Origin of the sequence: Zwartia lucis, assembly GCF_965234455.1 — a bacterium.
Lineage (GTDB): Bacteria > Pseudomonadota > Gammaproteobacteria > Burkholderiales > Burkholderiaceae_B > Zwartia > Zwartia lucis.
This window is the reverse complement of the sequence record NZ_OZ248472.1, coordinates 553,459-577,606: the sequence shown is the minus strand read 5'-3', so window position 1 is coordinate 577,606 and position 24,148 is coordinate 553,459. Positions and strand designations below refer to the sequence as shown.

The 24,148-nt window shown below is 52.6% G+C and carries 25 protein-coding genes; 8 read left to right on the top strand and 17 right to left on the bottom strand.

Annotation, left to right across the window (positions count from 1 at the left end; all coding sequences use genetic code 11):
* Positions 1-24: 24 nt before the first annotated feature.
* The 4 genes from AC8GE9_RS02710 to phnG are packed head-to-tail and all read right to left on the bottom strand — an operon-like array spanning position 25 to position 3,145.
* Entirely contained in the window at positions 25-894 is an 870-nt protein-coding gene (locus AC8GE9_RS02710) for an alpha-D-ribose 1-methylphosphonate 5-phosphate C-P-lyase PhnJ (protein WP_506675570.1), read from the bottom strand.
* Entirely contained in the window at positions 881-1,990 is a 1,110-nt protein-coding gene (locus AC8GE9_RS02705; RefSeq protein ID WP_506675569.1) for a carbon-phosphorus lyase complex subunit, read from the bottom strand. The genes AC8GE9_RS02710 and AC8GE9_RS02705 overlap by 14 nt, the downstream gene beginning before the upstream one ends.
* 4 nt (positions 1,991-1,994) lie before the next feature.
* Positions 1,995-2,618: a phosphonate C-P lyase system protein PhnH gene (gene phnH / locus AC8GE9_RS02700; protein WP_506676308.1), complete on the bottom strand. Its 624-nt coding sequence runs from the start codon at positions 2,616-2,618 to the stop codon at positions 1,995-1,997.
* Positions 2,618-3,145, bottom strand: coding sequence for a phosphonate C-P lyase system protein PhnG (phnG, locus tag AC8GE9_RS02695; protein WP_506675568.1), 528 nt, complete (start codon positions 3,143-3,145; stop codon positions 2,618-2,620). The genes phnH and phnG overlap by 1 nt, the downstream gene beginning before the upstream one ends.
* 93 nt (positions 3,146-3,238) lie before the next feature.
* On the opposite strand from phnG, the gene AC8GE9_RS02690 reads away from it, so the two are divergent.
* From AC8GE9_RS02690 to AC8GE9_RS02680, 3 genes are all read left to right on the top strand, one after another.
* Positions 3,239-3,973, top strand: coding sequence for a DUF1045 domain-containing protein (locus AC8GE9_RS02690; RefSeq protein ID WP_506675567.1), 735 nt, complete (start codon positions 3,239-3,241; stop codon positions 3,971-3,973).
* Complete coding sequence (gene phnN / locus AC8GE9_RS02685; RefSeq protein ID WP_506675566.1) at positions 3,964-4,542, top strand: phosphonate metabolism protein/1,5-bisphosphokinase (PRPP-forming) PhnN; 579 nt, start codon at positions 3,964-3,966, stop codon at positions 4,540-4,542. Before AC8GE9_RS02690 ends, phnN begins: the two co-directional genes overlap by 10 nt.
* 101 nt (positions 4,543-4,643) lie before the next feature.
* The gene (locus AC8GE9_RS02680) at positions 4,644-5,231 is read left to right on the top strand and encodes a hypothetical protein (RefSeq protein ID WP_506675565.1); all 588 of its coding nucleotides are present in this window, start codon (positions 4,644-4,646) and stop codon (positions 5,229-5,231) included.
* Positions 5,232-5,267: 36 nt separating this feature from the next.
* Here the strand turns inward: AC8GE9_RS02680 and AC8GE9_RS02675 are convergent, their stop codons facing one another.
* The 4 genes from AC8GE9_RS02675 to AC8GE9_RS02660 form a co-directional block, all read right to left on the bottom strand.
* Entirely contained in the window at positions 5,268-6,008 is a 741-nt protein-coding gene (locus AC8GE9_RS02675) for an SDR family NAD(P)-dependent oxidoreductase (protein ID WP_506675564.1), read from the bottom strand.
* A 112-nt stretch (positions 6,009-6,120) separates the two neighbouring features.
* Complete coding sequence (locus AC8GE9_RS02670; protein WP_506675563.1) at positions 6,121-7,101, bottom strand: D-2-hydroxyacid dehydrogenase; 981 nt, start codon at positions 7,099-7,101, stop codon at positions 6,121-6,123.
* Between the two features lie 30 nt (positions 7,102-7,131).
* Positions 7,132-7,839, bottom strand: a complete 708-nt coding sequence (locus AC8GE9_RS02665) for a GntR family transcriptional regulator (protein WP_506675562.1) — start codon at positions 7,837-7,839, stop codon at positions 7,132-7,134.
* Positions 7,840-7,995: 156 nt separating this feature from the next.
* The gene (locus tag AC8GE9_RS02660) at positions 7,996-9,219 is read right to left on the bottom strand and encodes a pyridoxal phosphate-dependent aminotransferase (protein ID WP_506675561.1); all 1,224 of its coding nucleotides are present in this window, start codon (positions 9,217-9,219) and stop codon (positions 7,996-7,998) included.
* A 165-nt stretch (positions 9,220-9,384) separates the two neighbouring features.
* On the opposite strand from AC8GE9_RS02660, the gene AC8GE9_RS02655 reads away from it, so the two are divergent.
* Genes AC8GE9_RS02655 through AC8GE9_RS02640 form a run of 4 tightly spaced genes read left to right on the top strand, consistent with a single transcriptional unit; the run spans position 9,385 to position 13,517 of the window.
* Positions 9,385-10,392, top strand: a complete 1,008-nt coding sequence (locus tag AC8GE9_RS02655) for an ABC transporter substrate-binding protein (protein WP_506675560.1) — start codon at positions 9,385-9,387, stop codon at positions 10,390-10,392.
* Positions 10,382-11,212: an ABC transporter ATP-binding protein gene (locus AC8GE9_RS02650; RefSeq protein ID WP_506676307.1), complete on the top strand. Its 831-nt coding sequence runs from the start codon at positions 10,382-10,384 to the stop codon at positions 11,210-11,212. The genes AC8GE9_RS02655 and AC8GE9_RS02650 overlap by 11 nt, the downstream gene beginning before the upstream one ends.
* Positions 11,199-12,077 carry an ABC transporter permease gene (locus AC8GE9_RS02645; RefSeq protein ID WP_506675559.1) on the top strand — a complete coding sequence of 293 codons (879 nt, stop codon included), beginning with the start codon at positions 11,199-11,201 and terminating at the stop codon, positions 12,075-12,077. Before AC8GE9_RS02650 ends, AC8GE9_RS02645 begins: the two co-directional genes overlap by 14 nt.
* Before the next feature lie 45 nt (positions 12,078-12,122).
* The gene (locus AC8GE9_RS02640) at positions 12,123-13,517 is read left to right on the top strand and encodes an amidase (RefSeq protein WP_506676306.1); all 1,395 of its coding nucleotides are present in this window, start codon (positions 12,123-12,125) and stop codon (positions 13,515-13,517) included.
* 6 nt (positions 13,518-13,523) lie between these two features.
* Here AC8GE9_RS02640 and AC8GE9_RS02635 read toward each other — a convergent pair whose 3' ends face one another.
* Complete coding sequence (locus tag AC8GE9_RS02635; RefSeq protein ID WP_506675558.1) at positions 13,524-15,065, bottom strand: DUF2779 domain-containing protein; 1,542 nt, start codon at positions 15,063-15,065, stop codon at positions 13,524-13,526.
* 45 nt (positions 15,066-15,110) lie between these two features.
* Entirely contained in the window at positions 15,111-15,938 is an 828-nt protein-coding gene (locus AC8GE9_RS02630) for an ABC transporter substrate-binding protein (protein ID WP_506675557.1), read from the bottom strand.
* A 338-nt stretch (positions 15,939-16,276) separates the two neighbouring features.
* On the opposite strand from AC8GE9_RS02630, the gene AC8GE9_RS02625 reads away from it, so the two are divergent.
* The gene (locus AC8GE9_RS02625; protein ID WP_506675556.1) at positions 16,277-17,107 is read left to right on the top strand and encodes an IclR family transcriptional regulator; all 831 of its coding nucleotides are present in this window, start codon (positions 16,277-16,279) and stop codon (positions 17,105-17,107) included.
* A 2-nt stretch (positions 17,108-17,109) separates the two neighbouring features.
* Here the strand turns inward: AC8GE9_RS02625 and AC8GE9_RS02620 are convergent, their stop codons facing one another.
* The 7 genes from AC8GE9_RS02620 to AC8GE9_RS02590 all read right to left on the bottom strand — a co-directional run bounded on the left by AC8GE9_RS02620 (position 17,110) and on the right by AC8GE9_RS02590 (position 24,128).
* Entirely contained in the window at positions 17,110-18,258 is a 1,149-nt protein-coding gene (locus AC8GE9_RS02620) for a CaiB/BaiF CoA transferase family protein (protein WP_506675555.1), read from the bottom strand.
* 33 nt (positions 18,259-18,291) lie between these two features.
* Positions 18,292-19,284, bottom strand: coding sequence for a Bug family tripartite tricarboxylate transporter substrate binding protein (locus AC8GE9_RS02615; RefSeq protein ID WP_506675554.1), 993 nt, complete (start codon positions 19,282-19,284; stop codon positions 18,292-18,294).
* A 67-nt stretch (positions 19,285-19,351) separates the two neighbouring features.
* The gene (locus AC8GE9_RS02610) at positions 19,352-20,326 is read right to left on the bottom strand and encodes a tripartite tricarboxylate transporter substrate binding protein (protein ID WP_506675553.1); all 975 of its coding nucleotides are present in this window, start codon (positions 20,324-20,326) and stop codon (positions 19,352-19,354) included.
* A 73-nt stretch (positions 20,327-20,399) separates the two neighbouring features.
* Positions 20,400-20,873 carry a MaoC family dehydratase gene (locus tag AC8GE9_RS02605; protein WP_506675552.1) on the bottom strand — a complete coding sequence of 158 codons (474 nt, stop codon included), beginning with the start codon at positions 20,871-20,873 and terminating at the stop codon, positions 20,400-20,402.
* Positions 20,874-20,891: 18 nt separating this feature from the next.
* Complete coding sequence (locus AC8GE9_RS02600; protein ID WP_506675551.1) at positions 20,892-22,040, bottom strand: acyl-CoA dehydrogenase family protein; 1,149 nt, start codon at positions 22,038-22,040, stop codon at positions 20,892-20,894.
* Positions 22,037-23,284 (bottom strand): CaiB/BaiF CoA transferase family protein, encoded by a 1,248-nt coding sequence (locus tag AC8GE9_RS02595; RefSeq protein WP_506675550.1) that lies wholly within the window; start codon positions 23,282-23,284, stop codon positions 22,037-22,039. The genes AC8GE9_RS02600 and AC8GE9_RS02595 overlap by 4 nt, the downstream gene beginning before the upstream one ends.
* 217 nt (positions 23,285-23,501) lie before the next feature.
* Entirely contained in the window at positions 23,502-24,128 is a 627-nt protein-coding gene (locus AC8GE9_RS02590) for a TetR/AcrR family transcriptional regulator (protein ID WP_506675549.1), read from the bottom strand.
* Between the last annotated feature and the right edge of the window lie 20 nt (positions 24,129-24,148).

The following is a 24,148-nucleotide window of genomic DNA, read 5'->3' as shown; positions in this document are numbered from 1 at the left end:
AAGGCGGCTGGGTATCCAGTCCCCTCATGGCGACACCTGTCGTTTGCTGCAATAGTCGCTATCTGAGCAGACAAACATTTTTTTGCCTTGATCGTCCATGATGACCTCGTCCAAGAAACTTTCTTTGGAGCCACAGAGTTCACAGGCCGACTCCCAACGTTGAATCTCAAAGGGGTGATCGTCAAAGCCCAAGCTTTCAACCATGGTGTAAGGCGGCACAGCATAAATACGCTTTTCTCGACCTGCGCCAAACAGCTGCAAGGCAGGATTTAGATTCATTTTTGGATTATCAAATTTTGGAATAGGTGATGGCGACATGATGTAGCGACCATTGACCAACACCGGGTAGTCATAGGTGCTGGAGATATGTCCGTAGTGCGCTAAGTCTTCAAATAAATTGACGTGCATCAGGCCATACTCTTGCAGGGCGTGAAGTTGTCGGGTCTCTTGCTCACGCGGCTCCAGATGCTGCATGGGCTCGGGCACAGGCACCTGATACACCAATACCTGCCCTTCGCGCAGCGGCGTTTCTGGAATGCGGTGACGCGTTTGAATGATGCTGGCGAGCGTGGTGTCGGTGGTCACCTCCACGCCCGTTGTGCGTTGAAAGAAGCGCCGAATGTTGACGGCATTGACCGTATCATCAGAACCTTGGTCGATCACCTTGAGCACATCGGTGGACCCAATGATCGAGGCCGTGACTTGAATACCACCCGTCCCCCAGCCATAGGGCAAGGGCATTTCACGCGAACCAAAAGGTACTTGATAGCCAGGGATAGCAACGGCCTTGAGGATGGCGCGCCGAATCATACGCTTTGTACGCTCGTCCAGATAGGCAAAATTGATATGCGGATCACGCACAGGAGCAGACTCGACGGGATTATTCTGCGACATGGTCATCCTTAGTTTGGTCAACCCCAGGCAAGACATGTGACTGTCGCATTTTTCTGACCAATTCCAATTCGGACTGAAAGTCGACGTAATGCGGCAATTTCAAATGCTGCACAAAGCCCGAGCTTTCCAAGCTGTCACTGTGTGACATGACAAATTCTTGCATCTGCGCGGGCGAAACAACGGCCTCGCCCAACTCGTCTGCGCGGAGAGCGCGATCCACCAAGGACATGGCCATCGCTTTGCGTTCGCTATGACCAAAGGCCAAACCATAGCCCCGCGTAAACTGTGGCGGTTGCGTGAGGCTGCCTTGAAATTGGTTGATCATTTGACATTCCGTAATGGGTAAATCACCCACGGATATTTCAAAGCCAAGTTCTTCTGGCACGAGGCACAGCTCGACGGTGCCAAAACGAATCTCACCCACAAAGGGGTGTGAGCCAGAATAGCCACGCTGCGTGGAATAGGCCATGGCCAATAAAAAGCCTTCGTCGGCCCGCGCCAAATTTTGAAGTCTGGCAGACCGATTGGCAGGAAACCGCACAGGCTGTCGCGTTAAATCAAAGGGGTCAGGATCGCCCTCTTCAGGCACCTGCCCCTCGAGCAAGCTTTCTTGGTTGAGTAGATCAACCACTCTGGGTGTAGCGTCGTGATTGATCTCGCCTTTGCGTGCCACTGGAGCGGATTGACCCGTGGCCAGCAAACTGAAATCCAACAAGCGCTGGGTGTAGTCGTAGGTCGGGCCCAATACCTGGCCACCTGGCAGGTCTTTAAAGGCGGCTGAGATGCGACGCGCAATCTGCATGCGTCCTGTATCTAGGGGCTGGGAATAGCCCAGCCTTGGCAAGGTTGCACGGTAGGCGCGCAATAAAAAGATCGCTTCCACCAAATCACCGGCGCTTTGCTTGATGGCCAAGGCCGCTAAGTCTGGGTCGTAAACAGAACCCTCTGTCATGACCCGGTCAACGCTCAACCGCAACTGCTGACGAATTTGCGCCACGCTGAGCTCTGGCACCTCAGGATCGCCACGACGCTGCTGCGCGAGTAATTCATAACTATTGAGGATGGCGGCTTCGCCCCCTTTGACAGCGACATACATGGCTTCAGTCCTTCACTTGGGTTGATCGGGGCAAGCCAATCAAGGTGTCGTTATGGGTGAAGAAAAAGTCAAGACCACAGGGTGCATGGACCTGGCTCGCGCGGCGTTCAGAGACAAAATTGTCTGAAAGACCCTTCAAAATCAACGGGCGCGTCCCGTTGACGCCAGGACCACTGAGCGTCCACGCCTCTGCAGCGGGGACAGTATCGAAGTCCGTCACTTGTACGACACAGGTGGCAGACAGCTCTGGATACTGGGCATTGCCCTGGGCTAACTGTTCTAAAGCGGGCAGCTCCCGGGCGTCCGCCACCCACACAAAATCAGCGTGACCAGGCTCCGTGACCACGGTACAACCCGTGTGAAACCTTAGCCAGGGGCCTGCATAGGTACTGGCAAAACCCTCAGACAACCACACCTTGCAATCTTGATCCAACAACGCCAGCAACAATGCTGCGGCGGCTGCATGAGCCTGCTGGGGCACTTGGAGCGCGGGCTGGGATAGGCTTAGGTCAAGCGTCTGGGGCTGGCCAGGCAAAGACAAGGCTTCCAAGGCTTTGCGAAATACGGCCTGGCTGCAAAGCGTAGGATTAGAAAATCCCCGCCCGATATCTTTGAGGGAGGGCTGCATCACGCGTCTTGACCTTCATCAGGGGAATCTTGACCGGCTTCACGCGCCACGGTAAAAAACTCTACCTTGGTGGCTTGCGCCTGCGCATTGCTTTCTTGCTTTTGCTCAGACAACAATTGACTAAGGGGACGCAAGAGCACTTGGTCCCAATGGTCATGCAAGGCGGGTTCTTGCAACAGTGCATCGGCCACCGCCGCGAGTTGGGCATGCCGGTGTGAGTTGCCCATCACATACGCCACGCCAACTTGTTGGCACTGCGTGAGTTGCGCATCGGGTTTCAGAACGCAGCGTGTGAGGCTCACCTCACCCAAGTTAAAGCGCGATCCTGTGCCACCCGCACGTCCTTGCACCATCATGAGGCCTGTCTCAGCGGGGCGGAGCCACTCCAGATTGCCCAAACAGTGGCTGGCTAAGTGTTGCTCTAACAAATCCTCAGGCGCCCGAGCTAAAAGTGCCATCCATGCTTTTCTTGCGACCAAAGCGGGAGGCAAGTCCTTGGCGGGGGTGGTGTAATCACTCTGCAACATTGTTTGGATAACTTGAAACCGTTAATGTTTTAATTTACAAAACTAAGATTTCAAATCTGTGACTACGTCAGTTTGGTTAAAGTATCTTTTCTTATGTCTAGTCCTTTTCGACACGCGGCTTACTTTGCACCCGCACCGCAATCGCAGGCTTGGGAGCTAGGCTCTCAATGGCTAGGACGCTGCGCGTACCAAGCGACAACACTTACGCAGCCGCAATTTGAAAACTTGAGTCCTGAAATATTTGAAATATTGACGTGCACACCTAGACTCTATGGCTGGCATGCCACGTTAAAAGCTCCTTTTGAACTGAATTCAAACGTAACGCTTGAAGCACTACAGCCGGGCTTCAGTCACTTGGCCGACAACACAGTGAACGCCTTTCATCTGCCCTTGAAATTAGTCGACATGGGTGATTTTCTAGCGTTAGTACCTGCACAACCCAACCCAGCCTTGCAGCAGCTTGCAGAGGATTGCGTGCGGGGCTTGCACGCGCTCGCCCTGCCACTGTCAGACGCTGAACTAAAAAGAAGAACGGGTGCAGGCTTGACAGCCAGACAGATAGAGCTGCTGCACGCCTGGGCCTATCCCTATGTCATGGAGCAATTTCAATTTCATATGACGCTGTCGGGATCATTAAAAAATGTGGCGCCGGAGATAAAAAAAGCATTGAAAGCAGCAGCAAAAAAATGGTTTGCGCCTTTTTTAGAGCATGGCCTTTATATCGATGCTGTGACTTGGTTTTCTCAAGACCAACAGAACGGCGACTTTCGATGGGTCGAGCGTTTCAAATTGGGCACTTTAAAATTGGACACCTCAACGTGCGCTTGATCTACGTCATCGGACCGTCGGGCGCGGGCAAGGACAGCTTGCTCAATAGCCTGCGGCAAGATATGGCAGCGATGACTGACACGGCCACCCCACCGCCCCTGTATTTTGCAAAACGCACTATCACAAGAAGCCACGACCAAAGTAACGAGGACCACGAGGTCGTCGATCCATCACACTTTGAGTCGCTGGTCAACAGCGATGCCTTTGCCATGCACTGGTTTGCCAATGGCTTGCACTATGGCATTCGACATCAGGAACTGGCTCCCATGTCAGAGAGCACCTGGGTGATGGTCAATGGCTCTCGCGCGTATTTGGAGGAAGCAAAACAACGCTTTCCGGGACTCACTGTGTTGTTCATTACAGCGCCTATCGAGGTATTGCGTGCGAGGCTGTTGTCCAGAGGACGAGAAAATGAACAAGCCATCGAAGTACGACTGAATCGTTCACAAGAGGTGGTGCTTGAGCCGCAAGACCTGTGTCTGTCAAATGGTGGCAGTTTGGCAGACAGCGTCATAACGCTAAAAAACCTTTTGCAGCAACGGACAGGCATTCCTTTCGTCAACATTTAGTTGAGCCTAATGTGAGCATGGGAAAAATATTGCTCTATGTTTCTATTTAAACGAAAAAATAATAATATCCGCTCATACACTGATTGCTTAGGATCACAAAAATGTATCGAATGACACAAAAGATGATCGGCGTAATGCTAGTGTTTTTTACTCAATACGCAGCCGCAATGGATATCACGATCCAAGGCACAACGGTCTACATGTCAGGGACGGTTGTCGGTGGCGAGTGCGATTTACTCAAGAAAATGATCGAAACGAGCAAAGTTGAGCTTGTCGTACTCAGCAACTCTAATGGCGGCAATGCAAATACGGGCTACTGTGTTGGCGAGACCATTCGAAGAAATAAAATTTCAACCAGCATTGAAGGTTTTTGCCTGTCTTCATGCTCCCGCATGTGGCTCGGCGGTGTGAGTCGGAAACTTGAAGGCGATGACTCTACCGTAGGCTTACACGGAAACTATAAGGGCGTTCATTTGATCCCAGAAAGCACCACGCGCCTGCGTGCGTGGATACCGCGCTTTGCACCCGAAGTCGATGTTGAGCTCATGAATCGTTGGACCGCTCTTTTTTACAACAAAGAGATGATGTATTTTTATAATAAAAGAGCAGCGTTATGCATGAACGGAAGAAATGATTGCTCAAACATCAGAGACAAAAATGTATTTAATGTAGGTTTAGCGACCAAGTGATAGTCTCCCACACTGGGAGAGGTTCTGTTGATCCCGTCAAAGCGTCAATCCGCCATTCACGTGGATACTCTGTCCGGTGACATAGCCTGCAGGTTCCGACAGCAGGAAAGTGACCATCGCGGCCACCTCGGCGCGCCGTCCGATGCGGCTCATGGGAATGCTGGCAGTCACGTGCTGCCACTGCGCCGGGGTTAGCGACGATGGCGTGCCCGGTTCTTTCTCAATGAACCCCGGCACGACCGCGTTCACTGTGATGCCGCGCGGCGCGAGGTTAGCGGCAAAGACACGAACCTGCGCTTCTAATGCGGCCTTGGCTGGGGCAGTCGCGCAAAAGCTGTGTGTCTTGGAGCGGTGTGCGCCAAAGGCACTGATGCAGACGATCCTGCCTCGCGCCTCTGCCAGTTTCGGTGCCAGCGTCGCTGTCAGACGGTGAAACGCCAGCGGCATGGCGTGCAGGGCCTTCTCGACCTGATCCGAGGGCGTGTTGGTGATCTGGCCCATTCGGGCATAGCCGGCGGCAAAGACAAAGCCGGTCAGCGCGCCATCCGCCAACGGTGCCGCCCATTGCGCCACCGCATCAAATAACGCAGCATCCTCGGTCAAGCCGAGACAGGTTGACACCTCGGCACCCGCCTCGCGACAGGTCTGCGCCACGCCCTCCAGCCGTTCGGTATTGGAGCCGGTGTGCAGCAGCAGCGCCACCTCCGGCCCAGCCAGACTGCGGGCGATTTCGGCGCCGATGCCAGATCCCGATCCGATGATGACATAACGTTTCATGGTGTCTTATACCTATGCATTTTGGGTAGCAAGGGAAACTCGTGTTGTGTTGCGAAAAAGCTCCGGCGAACACAGCTTGACCGTTGGGCAACGACCGCTGGGCCGGCTGGCCTTAAATTAAGCCGTTCTTCAACGTAGTCTCCCCGCGCCACTGGCGATCTAAGTTCTCCAGCAGCAGGTTGATCACGTTGTCCTCATACTTCTGCGTCTCGCCTGCAGAGTGCGGCGTGATGAACAGGTGGGGTACGCTCCATAGCGGCGAGGTCTTCGGCAGCGGCTCTTCCCACACACAATCAACGGCGGCCCCCGCGATGCGGCCGGACTGGAGGGCTTCGATCAGAGCCGGTTCGTTCACCACCCGCCCACGCGCCACGTTGACCAAGTAGGCCGTAGGCTTCATCGCCGCAAACGCCTTGGCATTGATCAGGTCTTCGGTCGAGGGATTCAGCGGGCAGGTCAGCGCGACGAAGTCGGCTTGGGGCAGTACCTCGAGTAGGCGCGCTTGCGGCACCGCCACGTCGGCGGCCTCGGCGCCTATGGTCGGGTCGCGCTTGACGGCAATGACGTGCATGTCAAAGGCCTTGGCCAGCTTAGCCAGGCGCGAGCCGATGCGGCCCATACCCACGATGACCAAGGTCTTGCCGCCGAGTTCGTCCTCGCGCTGCGGGATGTCACCGATCATGCCGCGCCACTGCTTCGCGGCCTGGTTGTCGCGCGCCTCCGGAATTTTTCGTGCGATACCAAGGATCAACGCGATGGCATGCTCAGCCACCGCCCGCTCATTCACCCCTTGTGCGCTAGCGAGGCGTATGCCGGCCAACTCAAGCGCATCGCGCGAATACTGATCGGTGCCCGCACTGATCGACTGGATGAATGCCAGCTTGTTGGCAGCCTCGACGAATTCGTTGCGCCATAAGCCCGACACTGACAACACGTCGACCTCGCCGATACGTGCCTTGAGTTCGTCGAGGCTGCGAACCTCAAACGACTTGATGCCGGTGTTGCGTAGCGCAAAGCGCTCCTGAATCCGATAGGCGGGATGGGCGAAGCAGATCGTGAGCTGATCCTTGGGCGAGAGTTTGCGGAGTGTCATTTCTGGGAGGTCCTTTTGAATGAGAGACGATTAGCCAGTCAGGCTGTCGCTGACAGGTAGATTCGGCATGTAGATCTGCGCGTAACCCTCTTTGAGTGCAGATGTAATCTGGTCGAGCCGTCGGTCGATGTGTTTTTCCAGAATCGCGACGCAGACTGCCTCGTCGCGCTGCTTCAGTCCTAGCAGGGCTTGCCGATGCTCGGTCTGCGTGCTCAACCGGTCAACGCGGTCCATGTCGATCCAACGCACGAAACGTATGCGTGCGTTGACATTGGCCAGCACACGCAGCATCTCCACGTTGCCCGACATGCCGAGCAGTCGTTCATGAAACATCTCGTCGAGCTGCACCAGTTCGACGATCGAACGAGAGCCTTGGTCGGGGCCCGTGCTGTCCAGAAACGCGAGCAGCGCATCGATGTCTTCGTCCTTCGCACGCTTGATGGCGAGCTTGACGGCCGCCACTTCGACGGCCTTGCGCAACTCGTACAGATAGAAAATCTCGTGCACATCAAGATCGCGGCAGTAATAACCCTTGCCAGGAGAGAAGCGGAGCAGCCCTTCAGTGTTGAGCCGGTTCAGTGCCTCTCGCAGTGGCGTACGGCTCGCACCGAGGCTGCGCGACAACTTGCCCTCATTGAGCCGCTCGCCGGGTTTGAACTCGTATGCCACGGCCATTGCCTTGAGGCGTTCGTAAACACGCTCCACTACGCTGTCAGTCGAAATTTCCAAACGGCTCATCCTCGGTTGCAAAACATGATCTGGCCGCAGCAAGGTCTGCGCGCCGAGGACTGCACGCGGCCGTGATCGCTGGCGCGCTGCTGTGCAGCGTCGGCGAATATTATATTGCGAATCACACGCATCGCGCCGAGATGTCGGTGGTGAGTGTGGTATCGATCATTGCAGCGCTTTGCAGGCGAGCGCCATGCGTTCGCAGGCTTCGAGAAGATTCGCCTCGGAGGCGGCGTACGAGATGCGGAAATGCGGCGCCAGTCCGAAGCAGCTTCCGGGTACGACGGCGAGGTCGTGCGCGTCGAGCAGATAACGGCAGAACGCCGCGTCGCTGGCTATCAGTGTGCCATCAGGAGTTCGACGCCCGATCAGTCTGGCGCAGCTCGCGAAGGTATAGAAAGCACCTTCGGGGCGGCGGCAAGAGATGCCTTCAATGGCGTTCAGTCGCTGGACAACCAGGTCGCGGCGGTGCTGGAAGGCCTCGCGCCACTCGGTCACAATAGCCTGTGGCCCAGACAAAGCCTCAGTCGCAGCGGCCTGACTGATCGAACACGGATTGGAAGTACTCTGGCTCTGCACCACGGCCATCGCCTCGATCAACGCCTTCGGACCGCCGCCGTAGCCAAGACGCCAGCCCGTCATCGCGTACGCTTTGGAGACGCCGTTGACGGTCAATGTGCGATTCTTTAGCGCCGGCTCAAGCTGAGCACCGGTGGCAAACGGTACGCCGTCGTACAGCAGATGCTCGTAGATATCATCGCTCATCAGCCAAATCTGCGGGTGTCGCAGCAGCACGTCGAGAATCGGACGCAACTGCTCGGCCGAATAGGCGGCACCACTCGGGTTTGAAGGCGAATTGAGCAGCAGCCAGCGCGTACGTGGCGTGATGGCCGCTTCCAGATCCGCGGCCTTTAGGCGAAAGCCGTTTTCCTCCCCGCAGATCACTGGGACCGGGCGGCCCCCGGCAATCAGCACCATGTCGGCGTATGAAGTCCAGTAAGGGGCGGCGAGGATCACCTCGTCACCGGCATCGAGGGTCGCCATGAAGGCGTTGTGCATCACTTGCTTTGCGCCGGCGCCGACGCTGATTTCATCACTGGTGTAGTCGAGCTGGTTTTCACGTCGGAACTTGGTGCTGATCGCCGCCTTCAATTCTGCTGTACCGTCGAGCGCGGTGTACTTGGTCTGGCCAGAACGGATCGCGCGGATCGCGGCTTCCTTGACATGATCCGGCGTATCGAAGTCGGGTTCCCCGGCACCCAACACGATGATCGGTCGACCCTCCTTGCGGCGTTGCGTCGCCACTGCGCCGATACGCAGGATCTCCGAAACCTGGATCGCGGCAATGCGCTGAGCACGCCGGAACGGTGCGGTGGTGGTGTCGTTCATGCTGAGATCCTGAAAAACGGAAATTGATTGGGAATATTTGCTTGTACCCGAAAATAATTATAGAAATTTACAGAATACAGATTGAGTATTATATTCTGTATACAGCAACGTATTCTCTTCTTTACCACGACGCCTATCCACTGGCAATACTTAAGGAGCTCTACAATGTCGCTACACAGTAACGCCGCCAGGCTTTTGATCCTTGCATGTTCTTTATGCATTCCTCTGACTTCGGCACATGCGCAAGCAACACAGCCACTGACTAAAGTACGTTACGAAGAAGCTATCCGCTCTTTAATGTATGTGCCGGCATATATAGCGATGTCCAAGGGTTTCCTAAAAGACGAGGGGCTTGATGTCAGCATGAAAACCTCGCAGGGCACAGACAAGGGGATGGCCGCCCTTTTATCTGGCAGCGCAGACATCGTATTAATCGGACCCGAAGCCACCATCTACGTGCAGAAAAGCGAGTCAACGCTGAAAACGAAAATGTTCGCCGGAAACACCGCGACTGACGGTTTTTTCCTGGTATCCAGGAAAAAAATTGACAACTTCAACTGGAATACACTTAAAGGTAAGCAGGTCATGACCTGGAGACCCGGCAGCGCACCAGATATATTTCTCAATTCGGTATTAAAAAAACATAGTCTTGACGGGGTCAAGGACCTCAAGATCATCAGCAATGTCGCACCGGTGGCACGCATGGGTGCATGGCTAACCGGTCAAGCTGATTACGGTCTCTTTACCGAACCCGATGCCAGCATGCTTGAAAAAAAGGGTGAAGGGTTTGTGGTTGCTTCAATAGGCCACGAAGTCGGGCCTGTCGATTACACCGTCTTTACCGCAACCGATGCCTATATCCAGAAAAACCCTAAAGTTTTGCAGGCCTGGACGAACGCCATGGCGCGTGCGCAGAAATATGCTTACGCAACCCCTTCGGATCAAGTGGCAAAAGAAATCGCCCAGTTCTTTCCAAGCATGGACCTTGCGCTTATCCAGTCATCTGTTGAACGCATGCGCAAGTTCGGCATCTGGAAATCAACACCGCTCATCGAGGCGGCTGCTATTGAAAAACTGCAAGATATGCTGATCCAGAGTGGAGTGCTGACGGACGCCGCACGCGTCAAGTATGAAGATGTCGTCGACACAAAGTTCGCAAAAAATGTCAAATGACACAGCGATCATAAAAAACCCGACTCTACCAGGCCAGCTTCCTGCCAAAATTCAGCTCCAGGACGTTAGCCTGCGTTATTTTTCCCCGGAAGGGGAAACTGAGGCGCTGTCGGAAATTTCATTTTCGCTGCAGCCAGGTGAGTTCGTCAGCATCATCGGCCAAAGCGGCTGCGGAAAAAGCACCTTGCTGTCGCTCATTGCCGGTATTTTTCCGCAAACCGACGGCAAAGTGCTGGTCGACGGCGAGCCCGTTTCCGGGCCTTCCCGCAAGGTAGGCTACATGCTGCAGCAAGACTACCTGTTCGAATGGCGCACGATCCTAGACAATGCGCTCCTTGGTGCCGAAGTACAAGGCCTGGACCTCGTGGAGGCCCGGGCGCGTGCCATACATCTACTGGAAAAATACGGACTCGGCGACTTCCTACACCATCGTCCGCGCCAGCTCTCTGGCGGGATGCGCCAGCGTGCCGCACTGGCGCGCACCCTGTGCACTCAGCCTGATATTGTGTTGCTCGACGAGCCATTTTCAGCACTTGATGCACAAACGCGTTTGTCGTTGGCGGACGAGATCACCGAGATCCTAAGGCGGGAGGGAAAGACCGTCATTCTTGTCACGCACGACATCGGCGAGGCGATCAGCATGACCGATCGGGTCATCGTTTTGTCGCGCCGCCCAGGCCGGGTCAAATCCGAGCACTTGATTAAATTCTCGGACACTTCTGGCGTGCGCCCCACTCCTTTCAAGGCCCGCACTCTCCCAGAGTTCAACACTTACTTCAACACCTTGTGGCAGGAGATTGATGTCCATGTCGAAGACTGATTCAAAGGGTATGCCGCCACCTGAATCCGGCTCGCGGAACGTGACAGCAAGCAGATCACCACAGGCAAAGGCCATGCCGAGTCCGCAATTTTTCGCTTATTTGCGCCATGAAAAAACACGCAAAAACGCCATACTTGGCAGCCAGCTAGCATTGTTAGCGATATTTTTTGGCGCATGGGAGCTTTTCCCACGCATGGGCTGGGTGAACCCTTTGTTTACCAGCTACCCTTCGGCGCTTTGGCCGACCTTTATCTCGATGCTGATGGACGGCAGTCTTCTGGGCCATGCCTGGTCCACCGTTTTCGCCACGATGGTCGGCTTTGCGCTAAGCATGATATTTGGCATTATGGTGGCCGCCATGATCTGGTGGTCGAACTTCGCCTACAAAGTGCTCGATCCCTTTCTGGTTCTGGCCAACGCAATGCCAAAAACAGCTTTTGTGCCCATCTTTTATGTATGGCTGGGTTCGACCTATTCTGTTTACGGCATCGCGATCGCGATCGCGCTGTTCATCACTATCATGATGGTCTACAACGGTTTCCAGAATATCGATCCCAATAAAATGAAACTGCTGCGCACTTTTGGCGCAACACGCTGGCAAATCCTAACCAAAGTCATCATCCCTGGAAGCGTCCCTACGCTTATCGCCACTCTCAAGATAAGCTTCGGCCTGTCACTGGTGGGCGTTGTCGTAGGAGAATTTCAGTCGTCCAACAGCGGTCTCGGATATCTGATTTTGTACGGCAGCCAAATTTTTCAATTCAATCTCGTGATGACCGCAATCACGGTCCTGGCCATCATTTCAGGGCTGATTTACCTGGTGATTTTCCAACTGGAAAAAGCGGTCCTGCGCCGGCATGCATAAGCGTCCGTGCAGATCAAAAGCCCAAATTACCGGAAGGGTTGCTTAATGGAAAATGTCGCTTTCTCAAGCTTGGCGGAACTGGCGCAAGGCCTGCAAAACAAAACTTACAGTTCTGTAGAACTCACACAGTTTTTCCTTGATCGCATTTCCCGTTATGACGGCAAGGTGCACGCCTTCACGGCCGTCTATGCGCAAGCGGCCTTGCAGCAAGCGCAAGCGGCCGACTTGCAGCGAAGCAGCGGCTTGCTTCTTTCCCCACTGCACGGTCTGCCCGTGGCTGTGAAAGACATTTGCGAAATTAACGGTCGCATCACAACGGCAGGCTCACAAGCCTGGTCGGAACGCGTCAGTTCGGTGACTGCAACGGTCATAGAACGGCTGCAGGCGGCAGGCATGATCCTCTTGGGTAAAACCCATATGGCGGAGTTCAGCTTTTGCGGATGGGGCGTCAACCCCCTGATGGGCACGCCATGCAATCCATGGAGCGGATCTGCGGGCCCCAGAGCACCGGGTGGATCCAGCAGCGGTTCGGGCGTAGCGGTAGCCGCGGGCCTGACCCCCCTGGCGATCGGCTCCGATACGGGCGGGTCAGTGCGCATTCCCGGCGCTTTCAATGGACTGACTGCACTCAAACCTACATACGGCCGCATCAGTGTATACGGGACCGTCCCCCTTTCCGGAACGCTGGATTCAATCGGCCCTATTGCCCGTACTGTGCAAGATGCGGCGCTTGCGACCCAGATCATGGCAGGTGCCGACAGCCGCGATCCACGCACGCAAGGACAACAACCGGGCGCGCCGGATCTCATGCAAACAGTATCGGTGCGCAACTTAAGGGTTGCCGTCATGCCGCCGTCGCAATACCCGGTGCCGGTGTCGGACGACGTTCAGTCCGCAACCGAAAACGCCATCCGTACGTTTCGGTCGCTTGGAATGAGCGTCGAACACGCCCAGCTTCCACTTGATTTTACGGATTTAATGATGACGCAAGGCATCATCACAAGTGCTGAAGTTTATTGGCAGCATTCGAACTATATCGAAAACCCCGACCTGGCTTTCGGGCCCTCGATACGGCGCCGCATCATCAGCGGCAAGACAGTTACCGCCCAAGCTTATCTCACTGCACTGGTTCATCGCAAGAATGCCATGGCGCAATTCAACCACTGGATGCAGGGCTACGATCTGCTGCTGACCCCCACCGTCCCATTCGCGGCGCCCTTGATAAACGACGTCGATGTAGAGTCGAAATCTGTCATGGCCTTTGTGCGACCGGTGAGCTACCTTAATGCGTGCGCAATATCGCTCCCCTCGGGCTTTTCGAAAGACGGCTTTCCTGTCGGCGTGCAGCTTATTGCGAAGCCTTGGAACGAGTATGTGCTCATTCAGGCAGGACAGGCATTTCAGCAGGCTACCGAGTGGCACCGTAAGACGCCAGCTTGAAAGGTCCTACGCTTTAAAGCCCTGCCCAGTAAATGCGCTCCACAGGCGCACCATGGCGTAGGTATCGAGTTTGCAATAGTCGAGCAACTGTCGCTCGATCTCGGCTTGTCGTGCGGGTGTGGTCTGGGGCGCGAGAGCTTCGACAAAGGCGCTCATGGCCATGCTGCCGTCTTGGACGCCATCGAGTTTCTCGTAATTCATATCTGGGTCTGGACAAAGTGCGGGCAGGACGGCTTTGATACTCCAACTGCCCTGTTGGCTCGGATGGTAGTAATACTCACGTGCAATGGGTAACAGGTCGACCACGCGTGAGTTAAGCGCGAGTAAGTCTTGGGCGAGCGGAGGAAACCTGTCGGCCAACTCACTGATGCGGGTCTTCTCAAAGCCTGCGTTGTAAACAAAGATCGGGATAGACTCATGACAGGCTGCAATCAGGGCCTTGGCAAAGGCCTCTGAGGGATCGTTGCCGGAGAGATCGATGAAGGATTGTTCGGTGAGCTGTGTTTTGACGTGGTCAGTGTGTTCGCTGTTTTTTGAGAGGCGATGCACGCTGAACTGAAACGGGATCTGCTGATAGGGTCGCGTGCCCTGCCAAATCGGCACGGCAAACATAATGGTTTCAAAATCCAGAAAATACGCGGGTAGTGTGTGCGCAGCGAGAGCCTGTGCCGCACCCTCTTGATTAAAATACGCAACGTTCGTGAGTGTCACGTTTTTAACGCGCTGTTGTTGCGCGTTGAGCAAATGATCGGGGACGTCTCTGAGCTCTGTGATGCCGTTGTTGGCGATGTGTCTGACAACGCCTGTGCTCAGGCGTCCGGGTAGCCACGCAACGGGGTGTTTGGCTTGAGGCACTTGGCTTTGACAGTGGGCATAAAACCCACAAGCATAGGGTTCGTGGCAGTGTTTGCTGATGGTGATCGCGGGTGCTGTAGCTTGAGCGACAGCGCTTTGTGCACCCTCGATCCAGCGCTGGACCTCTGCGCCACGGGCAAAGGCTTCATCGGTGAGGTCATTTTCTATGAGCAGGCCTTGATAGTCTCCACCACCGGGGTAAGTCCAGCGGTTGTCGATATGTGCGAGTGCGATGGTGGTGAGTGGCACGCCTGCTGCGCGGGCAACAAAGGCTTGGACGGCGACATCTTCGCGGTGATAATCCTTAATAGAGGTGGAGGATTTGACCTCGATCATGCGCCAGGACTTTAGGGTATGGGGTTGGGCATTTTCTGGTACCGGCAGCAACACGTCTGCAAACGCCATCGCACCCTCTGCGGCAAAGCCGGCTTCGAAAATAGGTTGTGGGGTGTCGAGCAAGGTCAGAGTCAGTGCGAGTGCAGCATCAATCCCCTCGGCAAAAGGTTCAATGACGGTGCCTTGACCTGTTGGGTCATACACCTGCTGGGCAATCTCTCCGACTTGATGTCCGGTAGCAAAGTTTTTCTGGGAGGCGGCGGTATCGACGCGCAAGTCTGGGTGATGGACTTCGAGCCACACGCGCTTGGGGCACTGCAGATAGGCCATCAGCTTTGACTTGGATAGTGGGCGCATAGGGGTTCTCTCAATCTAGGAACCGCGACGTTTTACGCGTCGTGGTTAGTAGTAAACGCCAGGAACCATCAGGTCCGGTGCCTTGCCCTCGCCCACCCATTTTTTGTAGAGCTCGGCATAGCGTCCGGTACGGACCTGCTGGTTCACAAAAAGGTTGAGGTAGTTGATCAGGCCGTATTCTGTGCGCGGTGCAAGCAGCGATACGTAGTCAATCGGGTAAGGCGCATTGCCACCGACTTTGAGGCGCTGGTCGTACTTGCCGGACTTGATAGACGCAAATGCCACGGTAGAGGTGACAACGGTGGCGTCGATCTTGCCTTGGCTCACAGCCAGGATGGTGTCAGCCTGGGTGGGGAAGGTCATAAAACTTCCCTTTTTATTGTTCCAGGCCTTTACGTCTTTTTCCAGTGCGATCGCCTCGAAGGTGCTGACAGTGTTGCCCACAGGGCGGCCTTTCAGGTCGGCATAGTTGGTGATCTTTTTGTCTTCACGGGTCAAGACGACCATGGTGAATGCGAAGTAGGGAATGGACATGCCTACCGTCTTGGCGCGCTCCAGCGTGTCGGAGGTGGAGCCCGCCACGATGTCGACGCGATTCGAGACCAGCGCGGGAATACGGTCAGCGAACGAAGTTCCCACGATTTCGGGTTTGACGCCCAGGACTTTGGCTAAGTCGTTGCAGTAGTCCACGTCAAAGCCAATGGGGTTGTTGCTGGCGTCACGCGAACCCATGGGGGGGAAGTCGAGCACCACGGCGCAGCGCAGCTTGCCGGACTCGATGATGCTGTCGAGTTTGTCCTTGGCGCTGGCGATTTGGCCTGCACACAAAAGGACGGTAGCAGCGGCAGCCGCAGCCAGAGTTTTCATCTTCATACCAACACCTCAAAAGTTTGCTCGACAGAAAGGGACCGGGGAGTCAAAGCATTTTGTACCACGTCCACGGCAGTGGTCTGACTACGTTGGACAGCATTTCGAGCAATAGTGACCTGTTAATATAGTTTTATCAAATGCCAGTATTGGCGTGACCTAGGCGAAATGAGTCATGGATAACGGCAAATCGCTTTTTAGTCAGAGGACAAGTGCGAAGTATTTTCGTGTCATGGCGCATGCAGAGTTGACATGGCGCTCCTGCTCCAAAACGACCGACTAAAACACGGACATTATTTGGAGATCAACCAGATACTCATGCTTGTACCTTTAAGATTAAATTCATGAAACCCCACTCCTCTACCGAACTCCCTGCGCAAAGCATCTCCGAAAGCAATAAAGATATACTTTCTAAGAGTCCGCGCTCATTGATGCGGATACTCAATATTTTTGAAAACTTAGCTCGTAACGAGAGTGGTATGACTCTGACTGAGCTCAGTCAGGTACTCGACTCCCCAAAAAGCAGCCTGCTCTCATTGCTGCGCACGCTCGTCGCTATGCACTATCTGCAGCTACTCAATAATCGATACCAGCTAGGTCCCGCAATCTTACAACTATCGATGAACATACTATCGGGTCGATCGTACGCAAGTCTGACGCGTACATTTCTGCAGGAATTATCAGAGCGAAGTGGCGAGAGCGTTTATCTAACCTCAATTGATTACGAAAAAATGATTGTCACATACGATGACATGATCGAGAGTAGACAAGCTGTTCGTTATGCCGTGGGTATTGGGGCGGTTCGTCCTCTGTATGTATCAGCGGCAGGAAAGGTCTTATTAGCTCACCAAAACCAATTCTTTTTAGACAAATTTCTAGGCCGCGGACCCTTCACAAACCCTGTTTCAGGAGAACGAATAGAGTCAGTAAACTTGCGCGAAGAATTATTGCTCATTCGTCAGGAAGAATGTGCTGTGAGTTTGAACCATGCTGTTGAAGGAGCCGCTGGAGTGGCTGCACCCATATTTCAGCCAGATGGAACGGCTACCCATGCGCTATTGATCGCCGCCCCGTTAGATCGGATGTTGAAAAATCTAACGAATATGAAAAAATTAGTCACTGATGTTGCCAGGCGAGCTTCGAGGACTTTGGCGAAACCAAACCTTCATAATTGAACTTAACTCTTTGCTGATTGGCCTAGAAGTTTTGACCAATTTGCAGCAGCTTCATCGCCAAGCCAATCCTTTAACGCCTCCAAACCACTTTGATGAGTAGGGAGATGGGGTGGCGTAGGGAGCTCAGTAGGGCTGTGAGAAAACCGCGGAGCAGGAGCTGGCTGGGTAACGCCCTCCACTTCAACAAAAGTTTTTCGTGCTACTAGGTGCGGATGCTGTGCAGCCTGTGACGCACTCAACACAGGTGAAAAACACGCATCGGTCCCCTCCAGAAGAGCGCACCATTCTTGCTGTGTGCGCTCGACAAAAAGCTGGCTCAGCGTTTCCTTGGCAACAGGCCAAGCCTGACGGTCGTTTTGCTTACCAAAATGTTTCGGATCCAAACCTAACCGCTCGCAAAACTCAGCATAGAATTTCGCCTCAATAGGCGCTATGCATATGTATTCACCATCCTTACATGCGTAAACATCATAATAGGGTGCACCGCCATCTAATATATTTCTCCCTCGCGGTTGCAGCATTCCAGCAGCATGCATACCAAACAGCGAAGTGGCTAAAGAGGCAGTCCCATCTACGATTGCCGCATCTACCACTTGCCCTTGTCCGCTTTTACGCGAATGCAACATGGCTGAAAGCATCCCGAGGGCTAAATACATACCTCCACCAGCATAGTCACCCACCAAATTTTGCGGTATTGTCGGCGGGTTTCCGTCACGTCCGAGCCAGTCCAAAACGCCCGTAATCGCGATGTAATTTAAGTCATGTCCTGCAGCCTGGGAAAGGGGCCCTTCTTGCCCCCAACCAGTCATACGCCCGTAAACAAGCCTTGGATTGCGAGCTAAACAAATGTCAGGACCCAGCCCAAGACGCTCAGTCACCCCTGGACGAAAACCCTCAATCAATCCATCCGCCTCCTCTAAAAGTTTTAATACCAACTCGCAACATTCTGGATTTTTGAGATCCAATGCAAGTTCCTGTCGGTTGCGTAACAAAAGGTTGTACTTAAGAGGTCGCTGAATACCCAGCTCTGAGGGTACCGGCCGCTCAACACGGATAACAGTCGCTCCCAAATCCGCCAGCAGCATGGCTGCAAAAGGAGCAGGCCCAATTCCTGCAAGCTCGACAATACGCACACCAGTTAAAGGACCCATCACCGACCTCCTAAGATCTCAGGAAAAGTATTATCAATCAAGCTTAATGCCGGAGGACTGCACCACTTTTTCCCAGCGCTGGATCTCCTTTTGCATGAAATCCCTAAATTCCTTTTCACTTGAGCCAACAGCCTCTGCACCCTGAGCAGCTAATCTAGATTTTACTTCTGGATCATTCAGTGCTGTGATGTAAGCACTACGCATTTTGTTGATAATTTCCACAGGCGTTTGACTTGGGGCCAGTAACGCCTGCCATGCACTCATTGTGAATCCAGGCAAGAGGGATTCCTTCACGGTAGGTACCTGGGGAGCCAATGTTGATCGCTGGTCACTCGTCACGGCGAGAGCAGTGACGCGCTTATCGCGGACAAAAGGGAAAGCTGAATTAATCGGGTCAGCAAACAAATCAAATCTTCCAGCAATAAAGTCTGGAAAGGCTGCAGCACCTCCCTTGTATGGAACATGGGTAGCATCGACATTCAGGCTTTGTAGGATTACGAACATAGCTAAATGGGTCAGATTGCCTGTACCAGATGAACCGTAAGATAATCGTCCGCCATTTTTTCTAATAAATTCGCGCAACGAAGCTGCATCTACGATGCCAGATTGCAAACTAGCCATAATCAAAAGAGGTTGATTGATTAGCAAGGACACAGGCACTAAATCACGTTCTAAGTTATATCCAACTTTTTGTTTGAAGGCCGCAGTGTAGGCAATAGATGAAGTGGTATGTAAAAATGTATAACCATCAGGTGCAGATTTAGCTACAAAATCAACGCCAATATTGCCATTCGCTCCTGGCTTATTTTCGACAATTACATTGGTACCTAAAATTGGACTAATCTTGGCGGCAACAAGCCTTGCCACCTGGTCAGTCGCACCCCCTGCTGCAAAGGGGACAATGAGACGCACTGGCTTAGTCGGCCAATCGGCTTGGGCATAGGCTGGAAGCAAAAACGTAACACTGACAAACAGCCCAGCAATCAATACAAGTCTTCTAAACAGGTTCTGATCTGATTTAATCATGAGTGAAATCTCCTTTTATAATTTTTAGTACTGAAAGAGGGTTTTGTATAAATTGCAGGACCTTCTTTCAATCCATCGTGACGTTATTGGCTCGAACAATCTGATCCCAACGCGCTATTTCTGCTTTTATGAAGGCCCCATACTGATCAGGCGAACTGTGGCGCACCTCAGCACCCTGAGAAGCAAACTTTTCAAGCAGCCCCTTGTCTTTGAGTGATTCCGCTATTGCAGCATTAAGCTTTTGGATGACTTCCGGTTTGGTGCCTGCAGGCGCCATCATTCCAGACCAAGCACCGAGCTCTAACCCAGGCGCTACTGTTTCTATCATTGTCGGCAATTGCGGCATAGCATCCATGCGTTTGAGGGTACTGACTGCCTGGCCTTTGATACGACCATCTTTAATCAAGGGAATCACGCCAGGAGCTGTACCCAAATAAAAATCAACCTGTCCACCAGCAAGATCCGTTACTGCTGGTGCCTCACTTTTATAGGGGATGTGAGTGGCTGTTGTGCCTGTAGACTGAAGAAACAGCAGCGCTGACAAATGTGTGATGTTTCCATTACCAGCAGATGCGTAGTTCAACTTCCCGGGGTTAGCCTTAAGTTTATTGACAAAGTCCTGCGGGGAATCTGCGTTCAGTTTGTTGGCTGTCACTAGAATGATGGGCAAATTCGCCGTAATGGACACCGGCGCTAAATCACGTGTTATGTCATAGGAGAGTTTAGGATACAAAGCCGGACTAATGGCGACGCCAGAGGTGTTGTAAAGCAGCGTATAACCATCGGCCGGGGCCTTGGCTACCAGCTCTGCTGCAATATTGCCATTTGCTCCGGCCTTATTTTCTACCACGACAGGCTGACCCAAAATCTCGGTCATTTTCTGAGCCAAAGCACGCGTGATGACGTCAGTGCCGCCCCCAGCACCAAAACCCAGTATCAGACGAATAGGTTTGTTTGGATAATTATCCTGAGCTTGAACTGAGGGAAAAATAGCCAAACTAACAACAGCCAATAAGGTACTTGCAGCATGTTTAAATTTCATTGTTTATCTCCTTAATTTTTTTATTTGAACGATAAAATCAATCCACCATAGTCAAACTGCCCCCTTAGCGTGCTTAGTTTTTGCACTTGACCATGCGCAAAGGGGTATAGGTCAACACGACATGCCCGTGCTGGTTCACAACTTTATTTGATGTTCTGACTAAAGCTCGACCAGGACGGCTTCGCGAAGCGCGAGACTCAACAACTTCGCACTCAACATGAAGCGTGTCGCCAGCGAAAACAGGCTGATGGACAGTGAGTTCCATATTTAAAAATGCATATCCGGTTTTTTGCATGGTGGACTGTGCAAGCAACCCCTCTGCGATCCCGTAGATAAAAGCGCCAGGTGCAATCCGACCCTTGATATCTGATTCATTCTTAACAAATTCCATATCAGTAAATAGCACCTCAGTCATGTGGATAACATTACAAAATGTGCATATATCTGCATCCATGACAGTGCGTGAGAGGGTCTGGAACTTGCGCCCTACAGGAAGATCCTCAAAATAAAGACCCAGTCCAACTATTGGCAAATCTTGATGACTCATTTTTTCCCCAGTTAAGTTTTAGGTACTACGTGGTATGCGACCCAACAAGCTGTTGGCAACGATGTTGCGTTGAATCTGATTTGTGCCCTCAATAATCTGGAGCACCTTTGCATCTCGAAAATATCGGTTGATCGGGTATTCAGCACTTACCCCAGCGGCACCGAATAACTGCACGGCATCTGTTGCTACTTTCATCGCCGTGTCAGTCGCAAAACACTTTGCCATCGCGGCTACCGGTGCAAGCACTTCGCTTGGAGCCCCCTGATCTACAAGCGATGCAGCGCGATAAACAAGATGACGTGCTGCTTCAGTCTGAATTGCCATGTCTGCCATCATCCAGCGAACACCCTGAAATTCTGATACCGTTTGACCAAAGGCCTGACGATTTTTTATGAAATTGCTAGCATGGTCTATCGCACCTTGAGCGAGACCTACGCCCCTAGCACCAATCAATGGTCGGCTTGCATTAAATGCTTCCATGACGGCTTTGAAGCCGCCTCCCACTAAATCGTCGTCAGAAACGAATACATCATCCAGAAAAAGTGGGCATGAGGGAATTCCTCGCGCACCAATTTTGTCTTCCTTCTTACCCACGGTGAAGCCCTTAGTTCCCTTACCCACTATGAATAAACTGATGCCATCTCGACCTAACTGTTCATACTTTGCAGCGACTAGCACGAAGTCAGCCAATTCAGAATTTGTGCACCAGATCTTGGCACCGTTGATTTTGAAACCGCCCTCGACCTTAATTGCACGCGTTCTGATACCACTCACATCAGAGCCACTTTGAGCTTCAGTCGTAGAAAAGGCACCTCGAAGGTCGCCGCTTGCAAGACCAGGCAACAGTCGCTGCTTTTGCTCCTCTGTGCCACCATGCAAGATGGCACCAAACGGAACCCACTGCACCAACAACAGATATGCAGTGTTGTAACAAACTCGAGCTAACTCTTCGATGGCGATGCAGGCAGAAAGCATGCTGTTAGTTCCGCCATACTTTATCGGAAACGGTAGTGTGAATAGCCCCAGCTCTTTCAATAGCTCGTACATATCATGAGGATATTGCGCGGTACGGTCTATTTCATCCGCTCTTTTTGCTACCCTCTCTCGAGCTACCCGACGAAGCAGTTCCTGAATCTGACGCTGGTCATCATTAATTTCATAAGTCATATCTGACCTTTGGTCATCATTTCAATGACGCGCTGCTCTTGAAGCTTTTCGACCTCTTGCTGACTCAGCTCAAGTAAATCACCCAGCACTTCCATTGTGTGCTCCCCACGGACAGGAGGCGCATATCGATTTTCGATCGGCGTAACAGACATGCGTATCGGGTTGCGGACCGTTGTGACTTCACCACCGTTAGCATGGATTTGTTTTACTTTGAGTTCGCGATGTATGACCTGTGGGTGCTCAAACACCTTGTCATAACTATTAATACTTCCGTTGGGGACATCGCTATCTGCCAAATCGAGCAGCCAGTCCGCGGTGCTGCGCTTCTGGAAAATAGCTGACAATTCGCTGATCAGCGCTTCACGGTGAGCATTTCGATCTGACATGCTTGCAAAGCGTGGGTCCTTTGCTAGATCTTCCCTACCGATAGCCGTGCACAGTTTTCTGAACTGCCCATCGTTACCGCACGCAATGATCAAGTGACCATCTGAGGTCTTGAAGGACTGATAGGGCGTTAAATTAGGATGCGCATTCCCCCAGCGTTTGGGAATCTTCCCACTTGTAAAGTAGCTGACGATCTGATTAGATCCGAAGTGAACGATGGTGTCGAGCAGGGATATGTCGATGTGTTGGCCTTGTCCCGTATTGCGCTGATGCTCTAGTGCGGCAAGGATAGCAATAGACGCATTTAAGCCAGTCAGTACATCGGTAATCGCAATGGATGTTTTCATTGGACCGCCACCGAGTTTGTCGTCTGACTCACCATTGATACTCATCAGCCCCCCCTCGCCTTGGAAAATGAAGTCGTATCCGGGCTTATCTGCATAGGGGCCGTCTTGGCCGTAACCTGTGATTGAGCAATATATCAACTCAGGCTTAATGGCTTTGAGGTCTTCGTAGGAAAGTCCATACCGCTTGAGATCTCCCACTTTGTAATTTTCGACTAGAACATCGCTTTTCTTTACCAATTCTTTGATGAGCCTCTGTCCCTCTAAGGTTGAAATATCGATTGCGACTGAGCGCTTGTTGCGATTGGTAGATGTGAAATAAGCCGAGTCTGAAGTTGGTTGACCCTGTTGATCGGGTATCCAGGGGGGGCCCCAGTGTCTGGTGTCATCCCCTAAGACTGGACGCTCCACCTTTACAACATCAGCCCCCAAATCTGCCAACATTTGGGTAGACCATGGCCCAGCCAATACTCGTGTCAAGTCGAGCACCCTGATCCGCGACAACGAACCTGACATCTGCAACTCCCTAAATGTTCGAATATAAGAATATGATTCGAAAATAATAACGGAAAAGTAACGTTTGTGTTCGCTTTTATGAATTTCGTTGCAATAACTTAACAATTTTCATAATCGATAGATGAACCTATTGCCCGGACGTCGTGATGTCCTTCAAGTAACTCAAGCAAATATCAATCGCAATTGTTTATTATGATATTGGCTTGCGAATGGCGCTTTAAGCCACTAATTTTAAAATCCTACCGACCAAGCCTTTCTTTGGTAGGTCAGGCAATTGCTCAAGTGGGATTTTAAAAATTTCCTCAGCCGCTGAGGCGCTGACCCCCAAGCTTAAGAGCAGGTGATAAATGACCTGATCCTCATAATCCTGTGGCTGTGGGGAAGCGAGCATTTCTTGAATGGCACCTCGTAAGGTGGTCATCACGAGGTTAACCGCGATCTCAAGAGGCATATCTGTAAAACAGCCTTGCTCAATACCTTGAGCAACATCCTTTTTAATGTCTTGATAGCCTTTGTGTTGTAAGTCGGTGAATGGCCACTCAGTTTTCAGCATTAACTTCCCCAACAAGGGCATGCCTGTGAGCAACCGAATTGCCATTCTAGTTTTAGCTGCCATGCGCAGGGGCACATCAACAATCGTGGCGCCCGCTAATGCAATCGGAGACGTTAATTCTCGCCCCGCTTGTTTAGCACTGACATTGAGTAAATCGTTTACGCTGCGAAAGCATTGAAAGAAAGTATCTCGAGACACTTGCGCATACTCAGTCACATCTTCAACGTTGATTTCGTTGGCAGGTTTAATGGAGACCAACTCAGGGCTAGCAGACACGAGATGAGAGCGCATCTGCGAGTGCTGTTTTTTGT

Bases quoted from the DNA above. Each gene is read 5' to 3' on its own strand.
- AC8GE9_RS02710 (WP_506675570.1), bottom strand. From the start codon at position 894: ATGTCGCAGAATAATCCCGTCGAGTCTGCTCCTGTGCGTGATCCGCAT.
- AC8GE9_RS02705 (WP_506675569.1), bottom strand. From the start codon at position 1,990: ATGTATGTCGCTGTCAAAGGGGGCGAAGCCGCCATCCTCAATAGTTAT.
- phnH (WP_506676308.1), bottom strand. From the start codon at position 2,618: ATGCAGCCCTCCCTCAAAGATATCGGGCGGGGATTTTCTAATCCTACG.
- phnG (WP_506675568.1), bottom strand. From the start codon at position 3,145: ATGTTGCAGAGTGATTACACCACCCCCGCCAAGGACTTGCCTCCCGCT.
- AC8GE9_RS02690 (WP_506675567.1), top strand. From the start codon at position 3,239: ATGTCTAGTCCTTTTCGACACGCGGCTTACTTTGCACCCGCACCGCAA.
- AC8GE9_RS02680 (WP_506675565.1), top strand. From the start codon at position 4,644: ATGTATCGAATGACACAAAAGATGATCGGCGTAATGCTAGTGTTTTTT.
- AC8GE9_RS02675 (WP_506675564.1), bottom strand. From the start codon at position 6,008: ATGAAACGTTATGTCATCATCGGATCGGGATCTGGCATCGGCGCCGAA.
- AC8GE9_RS02670 (WP_506675563.1), bottom strand. From the start codon at position 7,101: ATGACACTCCGCAAACTCTCGCCCAAGGATCAGCTCACGATCTGCTTC.
- AC8GE9_RS02665 (WP_506675562.1), bottom strand. From the start codon at position 7,839: ATGAGCCGTTTGGAAATTTCGACTGACAGCGTAGTGGAGCGTGTTTAC.
- AC8GE9_RS02660 (WP_506675561.1), bottom strand. From the start codon at position 9,219: ATGAACGACACCACCACCGCACCGTTCCGGCGTGCTCAGCGCATTGCC.
- AC8GE9_RS02655 (WP_506675560.1), top strand. From the start codon at position 9,385: ATGTCGCTACACAGTAACGCCGCCAGGCTTTTGATCCTTGCATGTTCT.
- AC8GE9_RS02650 (WP_506676307.1), top strand. From the start codon at position 10,382: ATGTCAAATGACACAGCGATCATAAAAAACCCGACTCTACCAGGCCAG.
- AC8GE9_RS02645 (WP_506675559.1), top strand. From the start codon at position 11,199: ATGTCGAAGACTGATTCAAAGGGTATGCCGCCACCTGAATCCGGCTCG.
- AC8GE9_RS02640 (WP_506676306.1), top strand. From the start codon at position 12,123: ATGGAAAATGTCGCTTTCTCAAGCTTGGCGGAACTGGCGCAAGGCCTG.
- AC8GE9_RS02635 (WP_506675558.1), bottom strand. From the start codon at position 15,065: ATGCGCCCACTATCCAAGTCAAAGCTGATGGCCTATCTGCAGTGCCCC.
- AC8GE9_RS02630 (WP_506675557.1), bottom strand. From the start codon at position 15,938: ATGAAGATGAAAACTCTGGCTGCGGCTGCCGCTGCTACCGTCCTTTTG.
- AC8GE9_RS02625 (WP_506675556.1), top strand. From the start codon at position 16,277: ATGAAACCCCACTCCTCTACCGAACTCCCTGCGCAAAGCATCTCCGAA.
- AC8GE9_RS02620 (WP_506675555.1), bottom strand. From the start codon at position 18,258: ATGGGTCCTTTAACTGGTGTGCGTATTGTCGAGCTTGCAGGAATTGGG.
- AC8GE9_RS02615 (WP_506675554.1), bottom strand. From the start codon at position 19,284: ATGATTAAATCAGATCAGAACCTGTTTAGAAGACTTGTATTGATTGCT.
- AC8GE9_RS02610 (WP_506675553.1), bottom strand. From the start codon at position 20,326: ATGAAATTTAAACATGCTGCAAGTACCTTATTGGCTGTTGTTAGTTTG.
- AC8GE9_RS02605 (WP_506675552.1), bottom strand. From the start codon at position 20,873: ATGAGTCATCAAGATTTGCCAATAGTTGGACTGGGTCTTTATTTTGAG.
- AC8GE9_RS02600 (WP_506675551.1), bottom strand. From the start codon at position 22,040: ATGACTTATGAAATTAATGATGACCAGCGTCAGATTCAGGAACTGCTT.
- AC8GE9_RS02595 (WP_506675550.1), bottom strand. From the start codon at position 23,284: ATGTCAGGTTCGTTGTCGCGGATCAGGGTGCTCGACTTGACACGAGTA.
- AC8GE9_RS02590 (WP_506675549.1), bottom strand. From the start codon at position 24,128: ATGCGCTCTCATCTCGTGTCTGCTAGCCCTGAGTTGGTCTCCATTAAA.